This is a genomic window from Flavobacterium phragmitis, from assembly GCF_900112575.1.
Classification (GTDB): domain Bacteria; phylum Bacteroidota; class Bacteroidia; order Flavobacteriales; family Flavobacteriaceae; genus Flavobacterium; species Flavobacterium phragmitis.
In genome coordinates this window covers 238,826-261,416 of the sequence record NZ_FOMH01000001.1, presented here as the reverse complement: position 1 = coordinate 261,416, position 22,591 = coordinate 238,826, and the positions used below count along the sequence as shown (strand labels likewise).

Annotated in this window: 25 protein-coding genes and 1 tRNA gene; 18 read left to right on the top strand and 8 right to left on the bottom strand. The window is 30.1% G+C overall.

From position 1 onward, the window contains the following. Positions 1-594 (top strand): T9SS type A sorting domain-containing protein (locus BM289_RS01160; protein ID WP_143102027.1); only part of this gene is annotated, 594 nt, incomplete at its 5' end. Positions 595-697: 103 nt separating this feature from the next. Continuing rightward, positions 698-2,095, top strand: a complete 1,398-nt coding sequence (locus BM289_RS01155) for a glycosyl hydrolase family 8 (protein WP_091490139.1) — start codon at positions 698-700, stop codon at positions 2,093-2,095. 96 nt (positions 2,096-2,191) lie between these two features. Here the strand turns inward: BM289_RS01155 and BM289_RS01150 are convergent, their stop codons facing one another. Beyond that, the gene (locus BM289_RS01150) at positions 2,192-4,315 is read right to left on the bottom strand and encodes a Tex family protein (RefSeq protein ID WP_091490137.1); all 2,124 of its coding nucleotides are present in this window, start codon (positions 4,313-4,315) and stop codon (positions 2,192-2,194) included. Between the two features lie 114 nt (positions 4,316-4,429). Here BM289_RS01150 and BM289_RS01145 point away from each other — a divergent pair, with 114 nt between their 5' ends. Then, positions 4,430-4,699 (top strand): DUF1294 domain-containing protein, encoded by a 270-nt coding sequence (locus BM289_RS01145; protein WP_091490134.1) that lies wholly within the window; start codon positions 4,430-4,432, stop codon positions 4,697-4,699. A gap of 144 nt (positions 4,700-4,843) precedes the next feature. Here the strand turns inward: BM289_RS01145 and rpiB are convergent, their stop codons facing one another. After that, a complete protein-coding gene (gene rpiB, locus BM289_RS01140) occupies positions 4,844-5,275 on the bottom strand; it encodes a ribose 5-phosphate isomerase B (protein WP_091490132.1) in 432 nt (143 codons plus the stop codon). 197 nt (positions 5,276-5,472) lie between these two features. On the opposite strand from rpiB, the gene BM289_RS01135 reads away from it, so the two are divergent. The 7 genes from BM289_RS01135 to BM289_RS01105 all read left to right on the top strand — a co-directional run bounded on the left by BM289_RS01135 (position 5,473) and on the right by BM289_RS01105 (position 10,389). Continuing rightward, positions 5,473-7,377 carry a SprT family zinc-dependent metalloprotease gene (locus BM289_RS01135; protein WP_091490129.1) on the top strand — a complete coding sequence of 635 codons (1,905 nt, stop codon included), beginning with the start codon at positions 5,473-5,475 and terminating at the stop codon, positions 7,375-7,377. Between the two features lie 12 nt (positions 7,378-7,389). Further along, complete coding sequence (locus BM289_RS01130) at positions 7,390-7,839, top strand: hypothetical protein (RefSeq protein WP_143102020.1); 450 nt, start codon at positions 7,390-7,392, stop codon at positions 7,837-7,839. 31 nt (positions 7,840-7,870) lie between these two features. Continuing rightward, complete coding sequence (locus tag BM289_RS01125) at positions 7,871-8,125, top strand: hypothetical protein (RefSeq protein ID WP_143102019.1); 255 nt, start codon at positions 7,871-7,873, stop codon at positions 8,123-8,125. A 160-nt stretch (positions 8,126-8,285) separates the two neighbouring features. After that, positions 8,286-8,579 (top strand): hypothetical protein, encoded by a 294-nt coding sequence (locus BM289_RS01120; protein WP_091490122.1) that lies wholly within the window; start codon positions 8,286-8,288, stop codon positions 8,577-8,579. A gap of 227 nt (positions 8,580-8,806) precedes the next feature. Next, entirely contained in the window at positions 8,807-8,989 is a 183-nt protein-coding gene (locus BM289_RS01115) for a hypothetical protein (RefSeq protein WP_091490119.1), read from the top strand. A 4-nt stretch (positions 8,990-8,993) separates the two neighbouring features. Continuing rightward, complete coding sequence (locus tag BM289_RS01110; RefSeq protein ID WP_091490117.1) at positions 8,994-9,479, top strand: hypothetical protein; 486 nt, start codon at positions 8,994-8,996, stop codon at positions 9,477-9,479. A 76-nt stretch (positions 9,480-9,555) separates the two neighbouring features. Then, a complete protein-coding gene (locus BM289_RS01105) occupies positions 9,556-10,389 on the top strand; it encodes a thioredoxin family protein (protein WP_091490114.1) in 834 nt (277 codons plus the stop codon). 682 nt (positions 10,390-11,071) lie between these two features. Here BM289_RS01105 and BM289_RS01095 read toward each other — a convergent pair. Beyond that, positions 11,072-11,305: a putative signal transducing protein gene (locus BM289_RS01095; RefSeq protein WP_008465783.1), complete on the bottom strand. Its 234-nt coding sequence runs from the start codon at positions 11,303-11,305 to the stop codon at positions 11,072-11,074. Between the two features lie 110 nt (positions 11,306-11,415). Between BM289_RS01095 and rnr the strand changes: the two genes are divergently transcribed. The 3 genes from rnr to BM289_RS01080 are packed head-to-tail and all read left to right on the top strand — an operon-like array spanning position 11,416 to position 14,984. Next, positions 11,416-13,599 (top strand): ribonuclease R, encoded by a 2,184-nt coding sequence (rnr, locus tag BM289_RS01090; protein ID WP_091490109.1) that lies wholly within the window; start codon positions 11,416-11,418, stop codon positions 13,597-13,599. A gap of 24 nt (positions 13,600-13,623) precedes the next feature. Next, positions 13,624-14,292, top strand: a complete 669-nt coding sequence (locus BM289_RS01085; RefSeq protein ID WP_091490107.1) for a head GIN domain-containing protein — start codon at positions 13,624-13,626, stop codon at positions 14,290-14,292. Between the two features lie 14 nt (positions 14,293-14,306). Next, entirely contained in the window at positions 14,307-14,984 is a 678-nt protein-coding gene (locus BM289_RS01080; RefSeq protein ID WP_091490104.1) for a LysE family translocator, read from the top strand. 438 nt (positions 14,985-15,422) lie between these two features. On the opposite strand, the gene BM289_RS25370 is transcribed toward BM289_RS01080, so the two are convergent. The 4 genes from BM289_RS25370 to BM289_RS01065 all read right to left on the bottom strand — a co-directional run bounded on the left by BM289_RS25370 (position 15,423) and on the right by BM289_RS01065 (position 16,468). Beyond that, positions 15,423-15,493, bottom strand: a tRNA-Cys gene (locus tag BM289_RS25370). 94 nt (positions 15,494-15,587) lie between these two features. After that, positions 15,588-15,947, bottom strand: a complete 360-nt coding sequence (folB, locus tag BM289_RS01075) for a dihydroneopterin aldolase (protein ID WP_057115457.1) — start codon at positions 15,945-15,947, stop codon at positions 15,588-15,590. Between the two features lie 3 nt (positions 15,948-15,950). Continuing rightward, positions 15,951-16,262 (bottom strand): hypothetical protein, encoded by a 312-nt coding sequence (locus tag BM289_RS01070; RefSeq protein ID WP_091490101.1) that lies wholly within the window; start codon positions 16,260-16,262, stop codon positions 15,951-15,953. Further along, positions 16,253-16,468, bottom strand: a complete 216-nt coding sequence (locus BM289_RS01065) for a hypothetical protein (protein WP_091490097.1) — start codon at positions 16,466-16,468, stop codon at positions 16,253-16,255. Before BM289_RS01065 ends, BM289_RS01070 begins: the two co-directional genes overlap by 10 nt. A 151-nt stretch (positions 16,469-16,619) precedes the next feature. Here BM289_RS01065 and BM289_RS01060 point away from each other — a divergent pair, with 151 nt between their 5' ends. The 5 genes from BM289_RS01060 (at position 16,620) to BM289_RS01040 (ending at position 21,539) form a co-directional block, all read left to right on the top strand. Then, positions 16,620-18,737 (top strand): glutamine--tRNA ligase/YqeY domain fusion protein, encoded by a 2,118-nt coding sequence (locus tag BM289_RS01060; protein WP_091490094.1) that lies wholly within the window; start codon positions 16,620-16,622, stop codon positions 18,735-18,737. Between the two features lie 1,214 nt (positions 18,738-19,951). Then, complete coding sequence (locus BM289_RS01055) at positions 19,952-20,431, top strand: hypothetical protein (RefSeq protein WP_091490092.1); 480 nt, start codon at positions 19,952-19,954, stop codon at positions 20,429-20,431. 93 nt (positions 20,432-20,524) lie between these two features. Next, positions 20,525-20,851, top strand: coding sequence for a YtxH domain-containing protein (locus BM289_RS01050; protein WP_091490089.1), 327 nt, complete (start codon positions 20,525-20,527; stop codon positions 20,849-20,851). 77 nt (positions 20,852-20,928) lie between these two features. After that, entirely contained in the window at positions 20,929-21,279 is a 351-nt protein-coding gene (locus tag BM289_RS01045; RefSeq protein WP_091490087.1) for a competence protein, read from the top strand. Between the two features lie 5 nt (positions 21,280-21,284). Then, a complete protein-coding gene (locus tag BM289_RS01040) occupies positions 21,285-21,539 on the top strand; it encodes a DUF6327 family protein (RefSeq protein WP_091490085.1) in 255 nt (84 codons plus the stop codon). Positions 21,540-21,559: 20 nt separating this feature from the next. Here BM289_RS01040 and BM289_RS01035 read toward each other — a convergent pair whose 3' ends face one another. Continuing rightward, entirely contained in the window at positions 21,560-22,543 is a 984-nt protein-coding gene (locus BM289_RS01035) for an SPFH domain-containing protein (RefSeq protein WP_091490083.1), read from the bottom strand. Positions 22,544-22,591 lie beyond the last annotated feature (48 nt).

Genomic DNA, 22,591 nt, shown 5'->3' with positions numbered 1-22,591 from the left:
TCAACACAAACTGAAACGGCTTGCGACAGTTATACATGGCCGGTGAATGGTATTACTTATACATCTTCTGGAAATTATGACTACACTGTTGGTTGTGATACTAAAACTTTAGTATTAACTATTAACAATTCTTCTGCAATTCTAAAAACAGTAAATTTAAATTCAGGAATATTAACTGCAAATCAATCTGGAGCTACGTATCAGTGGTATAAATGTCCAAATACATTATTAACAAATGAAACCAATCAATCTTTTACCCCTTCAGTCGTAGGAGAATATAAAGTTGATATTACAGTTGCAGGATGTACAGTTGCTTCTGATTGTATCAATGTAACTACTTTAGGTCTGGATGATTTCAACGTTTCAGAATTTAAAATGTATCCTGTTCCAAGTCGTGGCGTTTTAAATATCGTTACTAAATACAACGGAAAATATGTCATAATAGATGCTGCCGGAAAACTGGTAAAATCAGTACATCTAAATACAGATATTCTTAATACAATCCATTTAGAAGATCTTGCCGATGGTGTTTACTTAATTCAAAATACAGATTACAATACATTTAAAGCTCAGAAATTTATTTTGAAAAAATAATCTGTTTTGATTTTTTTAAAAGTCCCAAACTACAAATTGTAGTTTGGGACTTTTTTTTATATCTAAAAAATCTTACTTTTAGTCACCCTAAATTTTTTAAGATATGAAAAACCTATTTTTCGTGGTCGCCTTTCTTCTTGCTTTAGAAAGTCAATCACAAACACAGCCTTTTCCGGCCAATAAGGTGCACGGAAACGGACTTATGGCTACCCCCAGAAGCAGTCAAGATGCTCAAAACAACTACAATACCTGGAAAACCAATTTTGTCGAAGCCTGTTCTAACGGACGTTACCGCGTAAAATTTGACAACTCTTCTGAGACCGTTTCTGAAGGTATTGCTTACGGAATGCTTCTTTCTGCTTATATGGCAGATAAAACGTTGTTCGATGGTTTCTGGTTGTATTATAAAGACAATGTTAACGGTAATAAAGTAATGAACTGGAAAATCAGTGGATGTTCTGCAACCATTGGTTATAATGGAGCAACCGATGCCGAACTAGATGCCGCTTTCGCTCTTATTGTTGCCGATTATCAATGGAAAAGTACTGGAACTATCAATTACAAAAGTGATGCAACGGCTTTAATTTCTGCTATTAAAAATTACGAAGTTGAAGCCAATACTTATGTTTTAAAACCTGGCGATCAATTTGGTGGAAGTTCAATTACAAACATATCCTACTTCTCTCCTGCTTATTACCGCGCCTTCGGAGCTTTTACAAACGATGCAGCCTTTTGGAATCAAGTAGCTAATAGAGCTTATACAGTTATCAACAACAATTTGGTACAAAACAATGCTATTGGTGGATTAGTTTCAGATTGGTGTGAAGCTTCTGGAGCGTATTCTTCTCAAGCTGGAGGTTATGCCAATGCAGGAAAATTATACACTTACGACGCAGCCAGAACACCTTGGCGAATTGCTGTTGATTATATTTGGTACGGAACAGCCGAAGCCAAAACGTATGCTAAAAAATCATCTGATTTTGTTCGCGTTAATCTTGGCGGAACTGCGAATATTAAAGACGGTTACAACCAAAACGGAACTGTAAGTGGACAATGGCACAATGCTACGTTTGTTGGCGCTTTTGCATGCGCTGCTATGGCTGGTGAAAATCAAGCGCATTTAGATGCTTCTTATACCGATTTAAAAAACCTTAACGAGCCGAACAGCTATTTTAATCATACCCTAAAAACATTATACTCTTTTTTATTAACTGGTAATTTTTATCTGCCCCCAACTGCTAATTTGTCCAATGAAAATTTTGATATTGAAAAATCTACTGTTACGCTCTTCCCAAATCCGAGCGCTGATCGAATCACAATTAGTGCGCCTCAGCAATCGACTATTTCAGTAATTTCCCCTTCTGGAAGTGTTATTCATCAAGAAAAAACAATTTCAGAAAACACCGAAATCAATTTAACCAATCAAGCTTCCGGTGTTTATTTCGTAAAAATATCCAATGATGATTTTAAAAGTGTTACTAAAAAAGTGATTTTGAAATAATCTTAAACATAGAAACTCCCAAATTACAAGTTGTAATTTGGGAGTTTTTTTATAATTCCATTTTTGGAATTTGGATTTTTTAGTATTGGAATTTTATTAAAGTATCATCGTCAACTGAATTCTCTTTCTATCCTCATCAACTTCAGTCACTTTTACATCAACATGCTGATGCAATTTCACCACTTCATTTACATCGCTCACATAACCTGATTTTAACTGAGAAATATGAACCAATCCGCTTTCTTTGATTCCGATGTCAACAAAGCATCCAAAGTTGGTAATGTTATTCACAATTCCTGGTAATATCATTCCGGTCTTCAAATCTTTAATCGATTTTACATTCGCATCAAATTCAAAAACCTTAGCCGATTTTCTCGGGTCCAATCCAGGCTTTTCAAGCTCTTTTATGATATCTTTCAGCGTTAATAAACCAATTTCAGGTGTTACATACTTTTCGGGCTTAATAAGCGCTGTTTTTTCTTTGTTTGCAATTAACTCATTCAAAGAAATATTCAAATCTTTCGCCATCTTTTCCACAACCGGATAAGCCTCTGGATGCACCGCCGAATTATCCAGCGGATTTTTAGCATTGGTGATTCTAATAAACGCTGCTCCTTGTTGATATGCTTTATCTCCTAAACGTGGTACTTTTTTAAGTTGTTTTCTGTCTTCAAAAGGGCCGTTTTCAGAACGATATTGCACTATATTTTCGGCAAGCTTCTCCCCGATTCCACTCACATAACTTAGCAAATGTTTACTTGCTGTGTTAATATTGATTCCAACCGAGTTTACGCAGCGAATAACCGTACTATCTAATTCTTCTTTTAATTTCGTTTGGTCAACATCGTGTTGATATTGCCCTACTCCAATTGCTTTCGGGTCGATTTTTACCAATTCGGCCAACGGATCTGAAAGTCGTCGCCCAATAGAAACCGAACCACGAACCGTTACATCGTAATTTGGAAATTCTTCTCTCGCAATTTTTGAAGCTGAATAAACCGAAGCTCCAGCCTCAGAAACCACAAAAACCTGAACTGGTTTATCAAACGCTATTTTTTTGATGAAAAATTCTGTTTCACGTGAAGCTGTTCCATTCCCGATAGAAATCGCATCAATCTGATAGGCATTTACCATCGAACGAATTTTCTTGATTGCCATTGTTTCCTCGTTTTGAGGCGCGTGCGGATAAATAGTTTCGTTGTATAATAAATCGCCTTTTTCGTCCAGACAAACTACTTTACAACCGCTTCTGAATCCTGGATCGATTGCCAGAATACGTTTTTCCCCTAACGGTGGAGCTAATAATAACTGTCCTAAATTGTTAGCAAAAACCTGAATCGAATTAGCATCGGCTTTCGCTTTTGCTTCTTGTAAAGTCTCGTTTCCAATTGCCGGATTCAACAAACGTTTGTAACTGTCTTCAATTGCTAATTGCAAATGAGCTGTGGTATTGTTTTGTTTTTTAATGATAATTTCGTCAATAACATCGTAAGCGTCATCGATATCAACATCTATTTTCATTTTTATAAAACCTTCGTTTTCTGCACGTAACATTGCCAGTAAACGGTGCGCTGGCGCTTTTGTCAACGGTTCTTCCCAATCAAAATATTGACTGAATTTCTGTGCTCCTTCTTCTTCAGCTTTCTTTTTAACCACTTTTGTAGCAATAGTCGCTTTTCGCTGAAACAATCTACGAAGCTGTTTACGAACATAAATGTTTTCATTAATCCACTCGGCTACAATATCTCTTGCGCCTTGAATAGCGGCTTCTTCGTTAATAACATTTTCATTAATGTACTGCGTCGAAACAAAATCGATATCAGCATCACTTTCAGATATAATCAATTTTGCTAATGGTTCAAGACCAAATTCGCGCGCCACATCAGCTTTTGTTTTTTTCTTCTTTTTGTATGGAAGGTAAAAATCTTCTATTTCTTGTAAATCAAAGCTATCCTCAATTTTTTTCTTCAATTCTGGTGTAAGTGCTTTTTGCTCTTCGATAGATTTTAGAACCGCTTCTTTACGCTTTATAAGCGTATCGTAATCTTTTTGAAGTTTTGCAATCTGCTCAATTACAGTTTCATCCAAATTTCCTGTAGCATCTTTTCGGTAACGCGAAATAAACGGAATCGTACAGTCTTCTTCTAATAATTTAACTGTGTTTTGAATACTTACTGCCGGTGCCTGAACAGACTTGGCAATGAATTGAATATTAGTCATACTTTTAATGAAATAAATTCTTAATTTTAAAATGATATATTTACTTGTTAAAAAACGAAGTACATAGATCAATTATTTTGCTAAAATAATATCTTTGTTTTTAATTCCTAGCCCATGAAAGTTTTATTACTCTATTTTTTATTTGTAAATAGCCTAACATTTCTCCTTACGGGTTACGATAAATTTCAAGCCCGGAGGCACAACAAACGCATACCTGAAAGTACCTTATTTGTACTCGCTTTTATTGGTGGATCTATTGGCTTATTAACAGGTATGTTTTTCTTTAGACATAAAACGAGTAAAACTACATTTATTATGAAGTTCTTATATATTATTCTAGTTCAAGCTGTGTTGATTTACTTGAAATTAACTCATAATATATAGATATTAACATTGTTAATAAGCTGAGTTTTATCTTTTTAAACCATTAATTTTCAAATACTTAAAATAAAAAACCGGATGAATTTAAAAATCCGCCCGGTGTGTTTTTATGCTATTGGTGCGAAGCACCCGATTTTTTTTGACATTTTACGAACAAGCAATCTTATTCACTCTATTTTGGTGTCTTCCGCCTTCAAAAGCAGTTTCTAAGAATGTTTCAACAATTTCAACTGCTTGATGAATAGAAGTAAAACGCGCTGGAATACTCACAATATTGGCATCATTGTGTAAACGCGTCAAATACGCGATTTCTTTAGTCCAGCATAAACCAGCTCTTACTTTCGGGTGTTTATTAACAGTCATTGCGATTCCGTTACCGCTTCCGCAGATTACGATTCCAAAATCAGCTTTTCCTTCAGATACATCATTGGCAACAGGATGTCCAAAATCAGGATAATCAACAGAAGCATCTGTATCTGTTCCGTAATTTGTTACCTCATAACCTTTTGCTTCAAGCATGGCAACAATTGCTTTTTTATATTCTGGGCCTGCGTGGTCGTTTCCTATCGAAATTTTCATTTTTCTATACTTATTAAGTTGTGTTATGCAAATTTAAGTAAAGTAAATCATAGCATTAAAAATAGTTTCAAATATTTTTGAGCCTGGTTTTAATGTATAAATAATTTCTTATAAAATAAATTCACTAAAATTTGCTTTATATAAGTTTTATACTACTTTTATTTTTAGTAACCAATTTATAACCAAAAATATATGCCATGAAAAAAATTAAATTCATTAATCTAATTTTGTTAACCTTTGTTTCTTTCTCATTCTACAATTGTAACAAAGAACCTTTTGAAGATACTAGTGAACAAGCTAAAAATTCGGAATTTCTGTCAAACATCAAACAGGAAAATACCACTTTGGATGAAGTTAAAAAAGATCTCTACTTAAATCCTATATTAAGCAATGCTTCAAAAAAAATAAGAATAGACGGAGTAAGTTCTAAAAATATAAATTTAGAATCTTTAAATTTATCTAACCAAGTTAAAAAATATACTTTGGATGACTATACTTCTTATACTATTCCTATAATCAATGAATTTGGAGATTCATATATCTTTCAAAATCTTGTAATAGAAAAAGATATTCTGAGAGATGCTGTTTATTTAATTACTTATTATCCAGACGAAAATTACAAGGAATCTATCAAAAAACATCTCGTAAACATAAATGATAATATTGATTATACTGGAAGTAAAAAAATAGACATTCTATACTATAAACGAAAAGTAAATATTGAAGAAAAAATAGTAACTGCAAAAACTGCAAAAAGTTCAAGCGAAACATTTCCAGATGATGATGTTGATGAACCATATACAGTGTGTATAGAAACATATACCCCTAAAAAATGTTCAGCAGGTGGACATCATTCACCTGGCGAACCATGTTCTGGTACAGGAAGCCAAAGAGCAGGCTGGGTAGTTTCTGTTAGTTGTATCAATATAATTCCACAAGTACCTAATACTCCCGGCCCTGGTCCAGGATGCACAGGTTGTGCAAATCCAGTTAGTGGTACTACTGGAGCAGGAGCTTACTTTCCTCCTGACAGCCAAAATCCAAATTGGTTACCAGAATATATTTGTGTAGCAATGGAAAGAGGTAATTGTACTAAAGTAATTCCCTACACACCAATTTTAACAACACAAATGATAGACCCTTATTTTAATTATATTAATATATTTGATAGAAATAAATTTGATCTTTTTAACAGATTTGAAAATCAAGATATACGAACTGTAATAGATGAATATCTTGATAGCCACAAAAACTATATGGGTAGTTATGATATCGAAACCATAAATTTAGTAAATAATGTTTTTGATGCGGCAATTGCAAATCGAGCACCAAGCTCTTTTGAAGGTTCTCTAACCGATGTTTGGGCATCGTTAAGATCTCCTGTAAACGTAGATCGCACCAGCATTGATAATAATACTACTGAGGGAAAAAAATTTAATAGCACCTATAATGCTTTAACACAATCTCCTACCTTTCAAAAATTATTTGTTGATTTGTTTGATAATAGTGACCGATTTAATGTAAAATTTGAAATTGCAGACCATGTTTATGATAAAGATGAGCCAACAAAGGAAATAAATGCAAATACAACTCGAACTGTAGGTACAAATGACATTACAATTCAAATTAATAAACAAATATTAATTCCTAATACTGATAAAAGTCAAATCAATATAGAAAATGCCAAAACTATTTTGCATGAATGCATACATGCCTATCTTTTTATAAAAGCCAATAATCCTTCTGTAGGAGCAGATTTTGTAAAAATTTTAAATTCTATGTATCCTACAATCAACGAACAACATGATTTTATGTACGACAAAATGATTCCTACAATGCAAAATGTGCTTTCTGAAATTAGAGATTTGGTAACTACCAGTGCTGGAAGAAATGTTTTAGAAACAGAATACACAATGCGACCAACAGCAATAACCAATCCTTCAGCATCAACGCCCTGGATTTGGAATGAATACTATAAATATATTAGTCTGAACGGATTACAAGAAACTTCTTGCTTTATTCAAGATTTTCCAAACGGTACAGATCAATTGTATTTATTATCAAAATACATTGAGTATGGACATAAAGAACTAAAACCTTAAAAATCTAATATAATGAAATGTTTATATATATTGACTCTTGTGTTGCTTGTTCACAATATGTATCCGCAGAGTTATAAATACATAAAAAAATTAGACACTATATATATTCCCTTCAAAGAAGGAGAATTTAATATAAAAATTGATTATCCAGAAGAAATTAATGGATTCAAAAATAGAAGCTATATCTTTAATTATAAGAAAAAAAATGACAATTCTTTTTATTTTGAATTTGACAGGAATAGAATATCCGAAAATAAAATAATAAAGAAATCTTTTTTAAAGAAAAATAAAGAAAAAATTATTAAAATAGATTCGCTAAAAAAATTTGATTATCAAGATATTGCTTGTGATATATTTAACAGATTGAAAATAATTTACATTATTGATTTTTCGGAAAAAAAAGGCAGAAGTATTAAAATGTATCGAGTGGTTTCTATGAATCTATGTTATGCTATTGAATAATTATTAACATTTATATAAAATGGTTCCTACCATGCAAACAGTGCTTTCTGAAATTAGGAACTTGATAACTACCAGTGTTGGAAGAAATGAAGTGCAACAAAGAACAATGCACCCAACAATAACTCCTTTAACTTCAACCCCTTGGGATTGGGTTGAATATTATAAATATTTAAGCTTAAAAGGATTAGAAGAAGCTAAAAGTTTTAAAAAAGATTTTCCAAAAGACTCTGATGAACTATATTTTCTAAGCAATTATATTATTGGAGGTAAAACGTGGCTCAAATAAAATTTTAGAGTTATTTACATAATGATTATCCAAATTCAGAGTTTATCAAATCTAAAAAGTAGTGGCTAATCTTTAGCACATATTATCATTAATTCTTGATTAGATATTAACTGATGTTATGAGTATTTTTTATGTAAGTAACTCTATAAAATCTTAAAATATGAAAAAAATCTTATATGTAATAACAATATTATTATCTCAAACAATCTTTAGTCAAGATTTTGAATACTTAAAAAAAGTAGATACTATTTACATTAAGTTTAAAGGTTGCAAAAACGAAAAAAAGTATTCAATACAAACTAGAGTACAACCAACTAATTTTGATGAGCGAGCATATAATTTTCTAGTAAAAGATAAAGGATACCTATATTTTCAACATCAAAAATATAAAAATTGGTATAAAAAAGAAGAAAATATTGTTTCTGAAGTAAGAAATGTAAATAGATTATTTTAAAAAAAGCATAGAAATGATATGATTGGGATTGATTTTTTAAAAAAACATAAATCGCAAGATATTATATGCGAAATTTTAACACAATCAAAAGTATTATATATTATAGATTTTACTGAAAAGAGAAGAGGAATGGTTAAAATGTATGAAGTCAATTCAAATAATGTTTGTCATGTATCTGAATAAGTAATTTTATTAAAAAAAGTTAGAGCAGATTATATTTCTATTTTATGCATCCAACTCAAAACCCATTGACATCTACTGAATTTAATTGGGTAGATTACTATAAATACATAAGTTTAAGCGGATTGGATGAAACAAAAGGTTTTAAAAAAGATTTTCCTCTAGAATCAGATGCATTATCATTATTAAATCAATATGTTAGAAGTGGAAAACTAGAATTAGATAGATAAAAATATGAAAAAAATACACTTTATATTACTGCTTTTTACATGTAAAATCTATTGTCAAGATATTTCATATATAAGAACACTAGATACAATTTTTGTAAATTTTAATAAAGATAAGTTTCAAACAAAAACAGTTTTTCCAAAAAACAAGATTGATTTCTGCGACAGGTGGTACACTTTTAATTTTGAAGACTTTACTGAGAAAAGAAATAAAGTTCATTTACAATTTTGGTATACTATTTATCCTTCTTCTGATAGGAGAGAAATAGGAATTAAATCAGATTTTAAATTAGTAAAAAAATCATATTTAAGAAAGCATGAAAAACAAATTATATCAATAGCTTTTTTCAAAAAATATGGTATATATAGAAGTACATATGAGGCCTTTGAAAATTGTAAAGTAATATATATTATCGATAATACTGAAAAAAAGAATGGAAAAATACCTTTGTATGAAGTTTCAAAATATAGTTCATACATGATGAAAGAATAATCAAAATAATCACTAAAAAGCAGTTTTATAATTTTATAAATACTGCTTTTTATATTTAAATAAAAAAAACTCTACCATGAAAAAATATATAGCACTAATAGTTTTTACCTTTCAAATTAGTCATGCCAATTGGCTTACATCCTATGAAGATGCTCAAAAAATGGCATTAACTACCAATAGATTTATTATTATTGATTTCTGGGCAACTTGGTGTGGTCCTTGCTTGGAAATGGAAAAAAATGTATGGAACAATGAACAATTGCAAGAAACCCTTCAAGGTTTTGTAAAACTAAAAATTGATATAGATTCAAATAGGGAATTAGCTACTAAATATGGAATAAACGGCATTCCAAACATTTTAATTATAGATGCCAACGGTAAAGTTATCCATAACATCTTAGGATATCAAAATACATCAAATTTAAAATCTGAAATAGAAAAATTCAACTTATCAACAGAGTTTCTATCTGTGGATTTAATAAACTATTTTAAAGCAAAAAACTTCAGCACTACAATTAAAATTACTCAAAAATATTATGACTTTTCTCTTTTGATAGATAAAAACATAAAAAAGAAAGTTTTTAATATCTGCAGAGAATACCTGAATGATTATAAAATAACATTAGATAAAAAGGAAATTGATTATTTAAAAAAGAGTCAAAAAATAGAACTGTACAAATTATATGAATTAGCTTATAACTTTGAATTTAACAAGCTAAATAAAAAAATTTCAGAGTTTAAAACAGAAGAAATAGATCCTATAAACGAATACTCCTATTGGTTTTTAAAGTATTTAGCAGTAAAAGGTACTTCAAAAACTGCGTCGGACATTGAAGAAACCCTAAAAAATAAAGGATTAGAAAGTGTTATTAACAAAGGAAATGAACTCTATTCTTTTTATATAAAATAAATGTTTTCATTAATAGATTTGTAACTATTCTCAACTATCTTACTATCAAAACCTTATCAGTTATTAACAATTTTAATAACTCTATAAGTATCTCATAATCAATAAATAATAAACATAATTTTTGTTAAAATTTTGAGGTGTTGATAGCAGTTTGTAATTGCTTGATATTCAATTAACTTTAAGTTAACAGAAAATGTTAATAAGTTCGAAAAGAAAATTAGAACTTTTTTTTGGTTGTTTAAGAAAAATACTTAATCCAAAACTGGAATTAAATATGCAAGAAAAGTTTCGGGAATTTTTGGAAAAGTTATCAATATCAAAAATACCATTTTCAACAACTATCAACATGTTAACTTATTTACAAAATCAATTCACTTTTGGTTGTCAACCGTTGTTAATTAAAATACAAAAAGTCTTATAAATAAGTAATTTAACTAAAAATAACTATGTTGATAACTCAGAATAAATAAGTAAAACGAGATTTCAATGACTTCAGAAAAAAATTTATTCGACATATTAACAAGCTATAATAACAACCAAATTTTTTTAAATTTTTAAAAATCTTTTTTGTTGTATTTAATATATGTTGAAAACTAAAAAAGTTGAAATTGAAAAAATTCTTTTTTGAGTTTGAATTTTATTCTGATTTGAAGTTGTTTTGAAAATTTAATTTGAGTTTGTTTCAAACGATTTTAAGCGGATTGTTGAGATTGTCCAGAATTTGCTGGACTTCTTCGAAATCGTTTGGATGGACTTTGAGTTTGATTCCGCCCAGTGCAGCCGAGTACAAGGGAACGACTGAGAGTGTCATTTCATTTTCAAAAAAATAAGGGATTCCTTCTTGTTCCAGTAAGTGTTTGAGAACTACGGTTTCGTGCAGATAATTGAATACGGCGATCGTTTTAAAGCTTTCCATATTAGGTCTTTTTGTAAATGTACGAAAAGTTATAATTTTAATAATTCTATTTGTTAAAATCTGTAATCTGATTTCTTATTCGTAATTTTAAACCTTATTAGAAAAGATATATGAGTAAGAAAATTAGAAAGCCGATAAAAAAAGAGAAAGATTTCTCTGGGAAAATCTTGAAGATTTTATCGCAAAATGCTAATAAGCCATTCAATTACAAACAGATAGGAGCAAAGCTAGAACTTGATGATACAAAAAGCAGAAATCAGATTATAAAAGATCTAAAGATTTTGGCAGCTCAGAAGAAAATAGTAGAAACAGAACCTGGAAAATACTTAGTAAAAGCTGTAAGTCAGGATTACTACGAAGGAACGATAGATATGACGAGCAGAAAAACGGCATATTTTATTTGTGACGAGTTTGAAGAAGATGTTTTTATTCCGACCAATAATTTGAATCGAGCTTTAGATAAAGACAAAGTAAAGGTTTATGTTTATAACAGAAGAAAAGGAAAAAGACCTGAAGGTGAAGTAATTGAAGTTATAGAAAGAGATAAAACAGAGTTTGTAGGTGTAATTGATATGCAGCCAAATTTTGCTTTTGTTTCTACTGCAAATCCTAAAATGTATACCGATATTTTTATTCCAAAAGATAAAATTGGTGAAGCAGAAAACGGTGACGTTGTTTTAGTTAAGATTGAAGATTGGCCAAAAAGAGCCGATAGTCCGTTTGGATCTGTAATTCGTGTTTTAGGAAAACCTGGAGAACATAATACTGAGATTCATGCTATTTTGGCTGAATATGGATTGCCAGCAGATTTTCCTGTTGAAGTAGAAGTTTTTGCACAAAAACTAGATACCTCAATTCAGGAATCTGAGATTGCAAAACGTCGTGATATGCGTGATACGCTTACGTTTACAATAGATCCAAAAGATGCAAAAGATTTTGATGATGCCTTGTCTTTCAAAAAGTTAGAAAACGGAAACTTCGAAATTGGAATCCATATTGCCGATGTTTCGTATTACTTGGAAGAAGGAACAATCTTGGATGATGAAGCGTATCAGAGAGCCACTTCGGTTTATTTGGTAGATAGAGTAGTGCCAATGCTTCCAGAAGTATTGTCTAACTTTGCTTGTTCACTTCGTCCAAATGAGGAAAAATATACATTCTCTGCAATATTTGAAGTTTCTCCAACAGCTCAGGTTATCAATCAATGGTTTGGAAGAACTGTAATTTATTCTGACCAGCGTTTTGCTTACGAAGAAGCACAACATATCATTGAAACAAAAGGAGATAATACCATTCCAGTTGATATTTCTATTACTGGAGAATCTTATGTGGTTTCAGATGAAATTGTTGAAGCTACTTTGAAACTAGATGAATTAGCAAAGATTTTAAGAAAGAAAAGAATGCAACAAGGTGCTATTTCTTTTGATAAAGTTGAAGTGAAATTTAATCTTAACGAAGAAGGAGAACCAGAAGGGGTTTATTTTAAAATCTCAAAAGATGCCAATCATTTGATTGAAGAATTTATGCTTTTAGCCAACAGAAAAGTGGCGGAATACATTGGAAAGCAAAAGAAAACTTTTGTGTACCGTATTCACGACGAACCAAATGAAGATAAACTAATTGCAATGCAGACCGTTATCGCTAAATTTGGTTATAAAATTGATTTTAGAAATAAAGGCGATATTGCAAAATCTTTGAATTCTTTAATGGAAGAAGTAAATGGCAAAAAAGAGCAAAATCTAATTGATACTCTTGCTATTAGAAGTATGAGTAAAGCCAAATATTCGACAGATAATATTGGCCATTATGGTTTAGCTTTTGATTATTATAGCCATTTTACATCGCCAATTCGTCGTTATCCAGACGTAATGGTACACCGTTTGCTGCAATATTATCTGGATGGAGGAGCTTCTGTAGATGAAGAAACCTACGAAACTAAATGTCTGCATTGCTCAAATATGGAAAATTTGGCAACAAATGCAGAGCGCGACAGTATTAAATACATGCAGGTTAAATACATGCAGGATCATCAGGACGAAGAATTCCTTGGTGTTATTTCTGGTGTTACTGAATGGGGAATTTATGTTGAAATCGTTTCTAACAAATGCGAAGGAATGGTAAGAATCAGAGAAATAAAAGAGGATTATTATACTTTTGACGAAAGGCAATATGCATTGGTTGGGGCAACTTCAAATCGTTTATTGCAGTTAGGAGACGAAATTTATGTGAAAGTTAAAAATGCCGATTTGGTTAAAAAACAATTGGATTTTCATTTTTTGCGACGAGCAGAATAAAGTATTAATTTAAAAAATAAAAGTATGAAAAAGCTAATAATTGGAGTAGCAATTTTATTTGTACAAATATCTTTTGGTCAGGTTACCAAAGAATTAGGCGATTTTGATACCGTAAAAGTTTACGATAAATTAACTGTAAAATTAGTTCAGTCTTCAGAGAATAAGGTTGTTATAAAAGGAACAAGAGAAGCAGAATTAGAAGCTGTTAATAAGAACGGTATTTTAAAATTAAGAATGCCTTTTCCAAAATTGTTATCAGGAAATGATTTAGAAGTTACTTTGTATTATAAACATATTGAATTGATTGATGCCAACGAAGGTGCTGAAGTTATAAGTAAAGAAGCTATAAAAGCAACTTCATTTAAAGTAAGCGCACAGGAAGGAGCTAAAATTAATGTAGATTTGAATGTTGATAAACTAAAAGTAAGTTCAGTTTCAGGCGGAGAAATCACTGCAACTGGTAAAGCAGATAACCTTGATGCAAGTTTAGGAGCAGGTGGTTACTTCCTTGGAAGTAAATTAGCCACTTCTCAGACGAAAGTAAGCGTTTCTGCTGGCGGAAAAGCTGATGTTAATGCTTCGACTCTTGTCGATGCAAAAGTGAGCGCAGGAGGCTCTATTTACATTTATGGAAAACCAAAGCAGATTAATCAGAAAACAGTGTTTGGAGGTAAAATAGAAGAAGTAAAATAACAAGTCGTATTTTGATGATAAATGATATTCTGGCTGGACTGCCATGGGGACTTTTTCTAAGCTTTATGGTAGGTCCGGTATTTTTTATACTATTAGAAACCAGTATTACTAAAGGATTCAGAGCTGCAATTGTTTTTGATTTAGGAGTAGTCTTAGGTGATATATTCTTTATAGCAATTGCCTATTTAGGAAGTTATAGATTGATTTCCAGTTTAAAAGATAAACCTGCACTCTTTATTTTTGGTGGAATTATAATGCTGGCCTATGGTATAATTTCTTTTGTGAGATTAAAAAAAGAAGCAAAAATTAATGATGAAGAAATCGACCGAGATATTATCAAAAGAAACTACGGAAGTTTATTTGTAAAAGGGTTTTTATTGAACGTTATTAACATTGGTGTTTTGGGTTTCTGGCTGGCAGTTATTATTTCTGTGGGACCAAAATTACAAATGAAAACACCAAGAATGATGACCTTTTTTACAGCTGTAATTGTTACTTACTTACTAGTTGATTGTCTTAAAATATTATTAGCCAAACAATTAAAATCTAAAATGACACCAACTAATATTTTAAAAATTAAAAAAGGAATAAGTATTGTTCTGATGGTTTTTGGAATTGCATTAATGGTTCAAGGATGGTTTCCAAAAGAAAAAGAAATGGTTAAAAATGCCTTTGAAAAGATAGAAAAGTAGTTTGTTAATAACTTAAGAATATAAAATTAAACCTCTGTATTTCAGAGGTTTTTTTGTGTTTATAACGTAAATATATAAACCCGACAGGTTTTAAAAACCTGTCGGGTTTGCTTATGAAATCCTAAAATTTACCATAAAAAAAACTCTAAATTGCTTTAGAGGTTTTGAGGAATCCTCCAGATTCAAACAATATATTTTTAATTAAATTTTCTAAAAATTATACATAAAAAAACCTCTAAATTACTTTAGAGATTTTCGAGTCATCGTCCGGATTCGAACATATATTTTAATTAATTTTTTCTAAAAATTATACATAAAAAAACCTATAAATTACTTTAGAGATTTTCGAGTCATCGTCAGGATTCGAACATATATTTTAATTAATTTTTTCTAAAAATTATACATAAAAAAACCTCTAAATTACTTTAGAGTTTTTTGAGTCATCGTCCGGATTCGAACCGGAGTAGGAGCTTTTGCAGAGCCCAGCCTAGCCGCTCGGCCACGACGCCATTACTTGAACGGTTGGCAAAAGTAACTAAAATCTTTAAATTTCAAAAGTTTCAAAGAAAGTATTTTAAAATTTTACGATTTTAATTTTGAATATTACTTTCTAATTTCCGTCATTTTTATAGTAACTGACTCAACATCACCACCAATAGGAGGATTTATTTTAGAAACCCAAACTGTTGTTTTTTCTACCGTTTCTATCTCTGCCAGTACTCGAATATTGATTCTTTTGGCTACATGTTCTAATAAATGCGAACGAATTGCCATTTCTTCCGTCACAATTTTGTTCAAATGTACGTAGTCAACAGTGTCTAAAAGATGATCTGTTTCGGCTGATTTCTGTAAATTGGTTTTAATTTTTAGATCTACTGTGTAATCAGATCCAATTTTTCCTTCTTCAATTAAACATCCGTGGTACGAAAAAGTACGGATATTTTTAAGTTTAATGACTCCCATTTTTTATAATTTTATTCTTGTGGTGTTTGGATCTTGGTAATTGGATGTTACAGCTTGAATAGAAACAATTTTTTCTATTTCATCAACTGTAAAGTGAATGGTATAAGGAAATTTCTTTAAAGGTAATGTACGGACAATATTGTATTTTTCCTCAAAAAAAGGCATATTTTTTAACGTCAAAGCATAGTTTTTAAACTCTTTATAAAATAATTTGCCCAAGCCTTTTCTTATAGATTCATAATAAAAAGCTGTTTCATCTACTTCTAGTTTTGCTCTCTGAAGAATTATGGTTTTATAATTTTCTTCTAAAGCCATTTTTTATCTAACTCTTTTAAGGCATCTTCTACAGGAAGATAATCCTCTGGCTTAGCATTCTTCATACGTTCTAAAACCATTTCTTGTTGCCATAATGGAATTTCACTCTCAACATTTTCATCTATAGAAACGTCTGGAACATGTTTGAAAAAACTAATAAAAGTTTCGTAAAAATCGTCTGGAATTGTAACAGTTAATTGTCTCATAATTCTGAATATTTATACAAAAATACTAAATAAATTAATTGAAGGTTTTGAGTTTAACGTTTCATGTTTTCAGTAAGTTTCCAAAGAAAACCATAAACCATAAACTATAAACTATAAACTTTTTTATCTTTGCTAAAATTACTATAAAATAATGGCATCAGAAGAGAAATCACTCAATTTTATTGAACAAATCATAGAGGAAGACGTAAAATCAGGTCTTTCAAATACTAAACTTCGCTTTCGTTTTCCACCAGAACCAAATGGTTATTTACACATTGGACACGCGAGTTCTATTGCGTTAAATTTTGGTTTAGGAATTGATTATCAATCTCCTGTGAATTTACGTTTTGATGATACAAACCCTGAAAAAGAAGAACAAGAATTTGTTGATGCTATTAAAAAAGATGTAGAATGGCTGGGTTACAAATGGGCTGAAGAATGTTATGCATCAGATTATTTCCAGCAATTATACGATTGGGCAGTTTTATTGATTAAAAAAGATAAAGCGTATGTTGACAGCCAATCTTCTGAAGAAATGGCAATCCAGAAAGGAACTCCAACAACTCCAGGAACTGACAGTCCATATAGAAATCGTTCTGTTGAAGAAAACTTAGATTTATTCGAAAGAATGAAAAATGGTGAATTTGAGGCTGGTACACATATTCTTCGTGCAAAAATTGACATGAAATCAACAAACATGTTAATGCGTGATCCAATTATGTACAGAATTTTACACAAACACCACCACAGAACTGGAGATACTTGGAAAATCTATCCAATGTACGATTGGGCACACGGTCAAAGTGATTATTTAGAGCAAATTTCACATTCATTTTGTACACTTGAATTCTTGCCTCACCGTGAATTATACGATTGGTTTTTAGATCAGATTTTTGACGAAAATAAACTGCGTCCAAAACAAAGAGAATTTGCAAGACGTAACTTATCACACACTGTTGTTAGTAAAAGAAAATTACAGCAACTAGTTAAAGAAAAGCATGTTAACGGTTGGGATGATCCAAGAATGTCAACCATTTCTGGATTAAGAAGACGTGGTTATACAGCTGCTTCTTTGCGTAATTTTGCTAACACAATTGGTATTGCAAAACGTGATAATTTGATCAATGTATCCGTTTTAGAATTCTGTATTCGTGAAGATTTGAACAAAATTGCACCGCGTGTAATGGCTGTTTTAGATCCTGTAAAATTGGTAATTACAAATTATCCAGAAGGAAAAGAAGAGTGGTTGGAAGCTGAAAATAATCAGGAAGATGAAAGTGCTGGATTCAGAAAAGTGCCTTTTTCTCGTGAATTATACATAGAAAGAGAAGACTTTTTGGAAGAAGCTCCAGCTAAGTTTTTCCGTTTGACTTTAGGAAAAGAAGTTCGTCTTAAAAATGCTTATATCATTAAAGGTGAATCTGTTATAAAAGATGAAAACGGAAATATTACTGAAATTCATGTTACTTATGATACTGATTCTTTGAGCGGAAGCGGAACTGAAGCAAGCCAAAGAAAAGTATCGGGAACCTTACATTGGGTTTCTATCAAACATGCATTAGAAGCAGAAGTTCGTTTGTACGATCGTTTGTTTACAGATGAAGCGCCGGACAGTTATAAAGAGAAAAATTTCTTAGATTTTGTGAATCCAAATTCGTTAGAAATTGTAACTGGATATGTTGAACCAAGTTTATCAACAGCTCAAAATGAAGATAAATTTCAGTTTCAACGTTTAGGATATTTTACTGTTGATAAAGACTCAACTGCTTCAAAATTAGTGTTTAACAAGACTGTTGGATTGAAAGATGCTTGGGAAGAAAAAGGTAAAAAAGAAGAAAACAGCATCAATAATTCTTTGAAAGATATCAACAAATATTTTAAAGTTGAAACTAAAGCTGAAAGAATTGCAATTGAAAGTGCAATAGGAGAGAACATCAAAAACATCTCTACTTTTTCACTTTTACAGAATTCTTTGAAGAAAAATATCAACAATAATAAGGCTTCGCTGTTGTTTTCTCAGTTTATTTTGAAATATTCAAACTGGAAATCAACTGATTTTGAAGAAGATGATATTAAAAAATTATATTCAATGTCTTTAAAAAGTGAGTCGACTTATGTAAGATCAAAAGCACTTTTAAATTTAAGAGATATTGAAAGTGAAAGTTTCAAAAATCAATTTGATGATGAAATTTTGAAATTATATTCAAATCCTCCAAAAAATGCTTCTGAAAGAGAAATTGAAATTCTTTCTGAAATGGTGAAGAAATAATATCAACTTAATTTATGAAAAGCGCTTTTATAAGCGCTTTTTTTTATTATATATAATAACTATTATAAATAGTAATTTTATAATTTTTATATATTAAAAGTGGCTTTCATAAATTAATTTTAATGGAAAATAAAAAAATGTTGGATAAGGAATTCATTTTTTAAATTTTCGTTTATCTATAAGCTTTATTTTAATTTTGGTCTTTTTTAACTCCTAATTTTTCCCATTAAATTTTATAATATAGTTTTAATTGATGTAATTTATTTATTTAATTAAATGTATTTATTATTTATAAAATTTATTATTTTTATAATTTTGATTTATTTTATAAATTATAATTGACTTTCATAAATTATCTGTGAGCTAATATAAAAAACAGTCGAATAGAGAAGACCTTTTTTTGTTTTTCATTCCTTAAAATTCTTTATTTCAATTTTTCTCTTTTTTGGTTATAGTTTTCTTCTCAAAAAATTTAAATTAAAGTTTTTTCTTATTTTTTTAAATTTTTAATTTCAATTTTTATAATTATAATTTTTTTTTATTATTATTATTTAAAATTTAGATTATAGTTATTATTTATAAAACTGACTATAGAATTTAAAACTATAGTTTTTTGTTATTTTTTGAGTCTTTGATTTTAATTTTTAACTTATAGATTTTTATTATATTTTTACTAAAAATTTAGTTTTTAGTTATTATTTATAAAAATGATGTAAAATATAAAAATAATAGTTTTTATATATTGATTTTAACCGTCATAAATCGATTTTAAGACGTTTTTTAAAGTTAGTTGATAGATAACTCATTTTTTGAATAATTATTTATTTAGAGCTTTTATTTAACTTTTAGCTGTTATTTTTGTCAGTTTAACGGCTTGTTAACATACAATTGTTTATAAAGTTGCTATTTTTAACTCAATACCAGAAATCAGAGATGATTTAAGAAAAATTAAAATTTGCCGTGACGGAAGCTAAACTGGATTTTACTGTTTTTAAAAACTCGTAATTTTTATAGCAGTAGATTTTCAAAATTGTTTTCCTGAAAAGACAATTTTATGTTCTCATTTTTATTGTGGTGTAACTTTGATAATATTTCGCGTAAAAGGTATTTTTCAAATTGTATCATAATGTACAAAATTCCATAACATTGAATTTGTGTGAAGCTTTAGTTTTAAAATTTCAAATCTGATCATTTTTAATTTAAATCTAATAATCATGAAAATTTTATATTTTACGCTAACGATGTTATTTGCAAATGTTGCAATTTCTCAAACACATCAAATTACAAAACACAATGGTGAACAACTTGATGTTAATTTCATAAAAAACGAAAATGGTTTAATTTACTATTCATTGAATGGAAGTTCAGAAGAAGTAAAAATTAGCAAACATGCTGTTTCATCTATTACGAATAAACAAACAAAAACAACTCAGAAAATTTCTGATAAAATAGTAGTAGATTCAAAAGACGATTTCAAAATGGTAACTGTGCTGCCTCAGGAAAAAACAATTGGACTGAAACAAGCAGCTAGTTTTACAGGAGTCTCGACAAGGACAAAAGGTGAGCCTCCAATTGCAAATCAAAAACAGACTGCTATGAGAATCAAATCTAAATCGGCTTCAAATGGTTATCCTTTCGTAAGCATTGTTGAAAAAGGTGATGGAAAGTACGAAGCTGTAGCTTATGTGTATTAATTAGATTGTTAATTTTTAGTAAATAACAATTAATCAAAGTTTTATCATTTTAAAAATGAGTATCTTTAATAATAATTTAAAAATTGTGAAATCATGTCTAAGAACTTAAATACGGCAGCTGCAATTTTAGCGGCTGCAGCTGCAGGTGCAGCAATAGGAATTTTATTTGCTCCGGATAAAGGATCAAAAACGAGAGCAAAAATCAAAGAGGGTATTGACGATGCAAAGCATAATATCAAAGATTCTTTTGAGGCCAGCTCTGAAGTTCTTCGTGAAAGATTTACAAATGCTACTCAAAACCTTGATGGAACTTTGAATGATTTACTTTCAAATGTCAGCCATAAAACAGAAGAAGTAATTACTTTTTTAGAAACTAAATTGGCTGAATTGAAAGCACAGAACGCGAAACTTCAGAAATAATAATTTTTTAAAAGCACATAACTTGCTTAATTTTATAGTAAAGTTTTGTGCTTTTTTTATTTTAAAAATTTATAATTATGGCTTTTGAAGAGTTAAAAGAAAACACTGAAAAAATTCAGGATCAAACTAAGATTTATATTGACAGTCATTTGGCTTACTATAAACTTTGGGGATTTAAAGTGGCAATGAAATCTACAACCTTGATTTTCAAATTCACTTTGATCTTGTTGTGTTTCACGATGGTTTTAATTTTTGGATCTTTCGCCGCAGCTTATGCTTTTGGTTCTTTGTTCGAAAGTAATGCTTTAGGATTTTTAACAGTAGGAGGGATCTATCTTTTGTTTACCATTTTACTTTTCTTTGTAAAAGATAAAGTAGTTGAAGGCCCAATTTTAGAGAAATTTTCAGAAATATTTTTTAATGACTAAGACTTATGGAAAAGAAAAAATACTCTTCTTATGCTGAAATCGACAGAGATCTGGAAGTCTTAAAATTAGAAAAAGAGATCAATTATCAGAAATTGGTTTTGAGTTTTCAGAAAACTAAGGAAAGCATTACACCGCAAAATATTGTAAATGGTTTTGTTTCCTCTTACACAGGTTATGTTAAAAAATCATTTCCAGAAATTTTACAATCTATTTTACCATTTATTATCAATTGGTTTATAAATAAAAAAAGAGGCGATTAAGCCTCTTTTTTGTTTTTAAATTATTGTTGAACGTCTGGTTGAATGTCATCTTCATAACCAGATTGTCTTGGGGTTTGTTTTGGTTTTTCAATTTTTTTATTATTCTTCTTCATCATTTCTCCAACTTGGTTTGAAGCTGTAAATGATGCAACCATATTGTTTAACATGTCGCTTCCAGCTTGAGGCGAATTTGGTAAAAGAATTAAGTTTGAATTTGCATCAGAACCAATTGATTGTAAAGTATCGTAATGTTGTGTTACTACAATTAAGGCAGAAGCTTCTTGAGAATTAATTCCAACTTTGTTTAAAACTTCAACACTTTCTACAAGACCTCTTGCAATTTCACGACGCTGATCTGCAATACCTTGTCCTTGTAAACGTTTACTTTCAGCTTCAGCTTTTGCTTTGGCAACGATTCTAATTCTTGAACTTTCTGCTTCAAATTCTGCAGCCGTTTTTTCTCTATCGGCAGCGTTGATTCTGTTCATTGCATTTTTTACCTGGATGTCTGGGTCAATATCGGTAACCAGAGTATTGATGATATCATATCCATATGCAGACATTGCCTCGTTCAATTCACGTTTTACTGCAACCGCAATATCGTCTTTTCTTTCAAAAACATCATCCAGTTTTAGTTTCGGAACTTCAGCACGAACTACATCAAAAACATAAGAAGTAATCTGATCATGTGGATATTCTAGTTTATAAAATGCTTCGTAAACTTTATCTTGAATCACTTTGAACTGAACTGAAACTTTCATTTTGATGAAAACGTTGTCTCTTGTTTTAGTTTCAATGATAACATCCAATTGCTGAATTTTAAGATTTACTCTTCCGGCCAATCTATCAACCATCGGAATTTTAAGTTGTAATCCTGAATTTCTAACACTCTGAAATTTTCCAAATCGTTCGATAATAACAGACGATTGCTGTTTTACAGTAAAGAAAGATGACATGAAAATGAAGAATGCCAATACTAAAAAGATAATAAATGCTGTACTCATGGTTATGTAATTTATATTTATGATTCTGGTAAATTACGAAAATTCTTC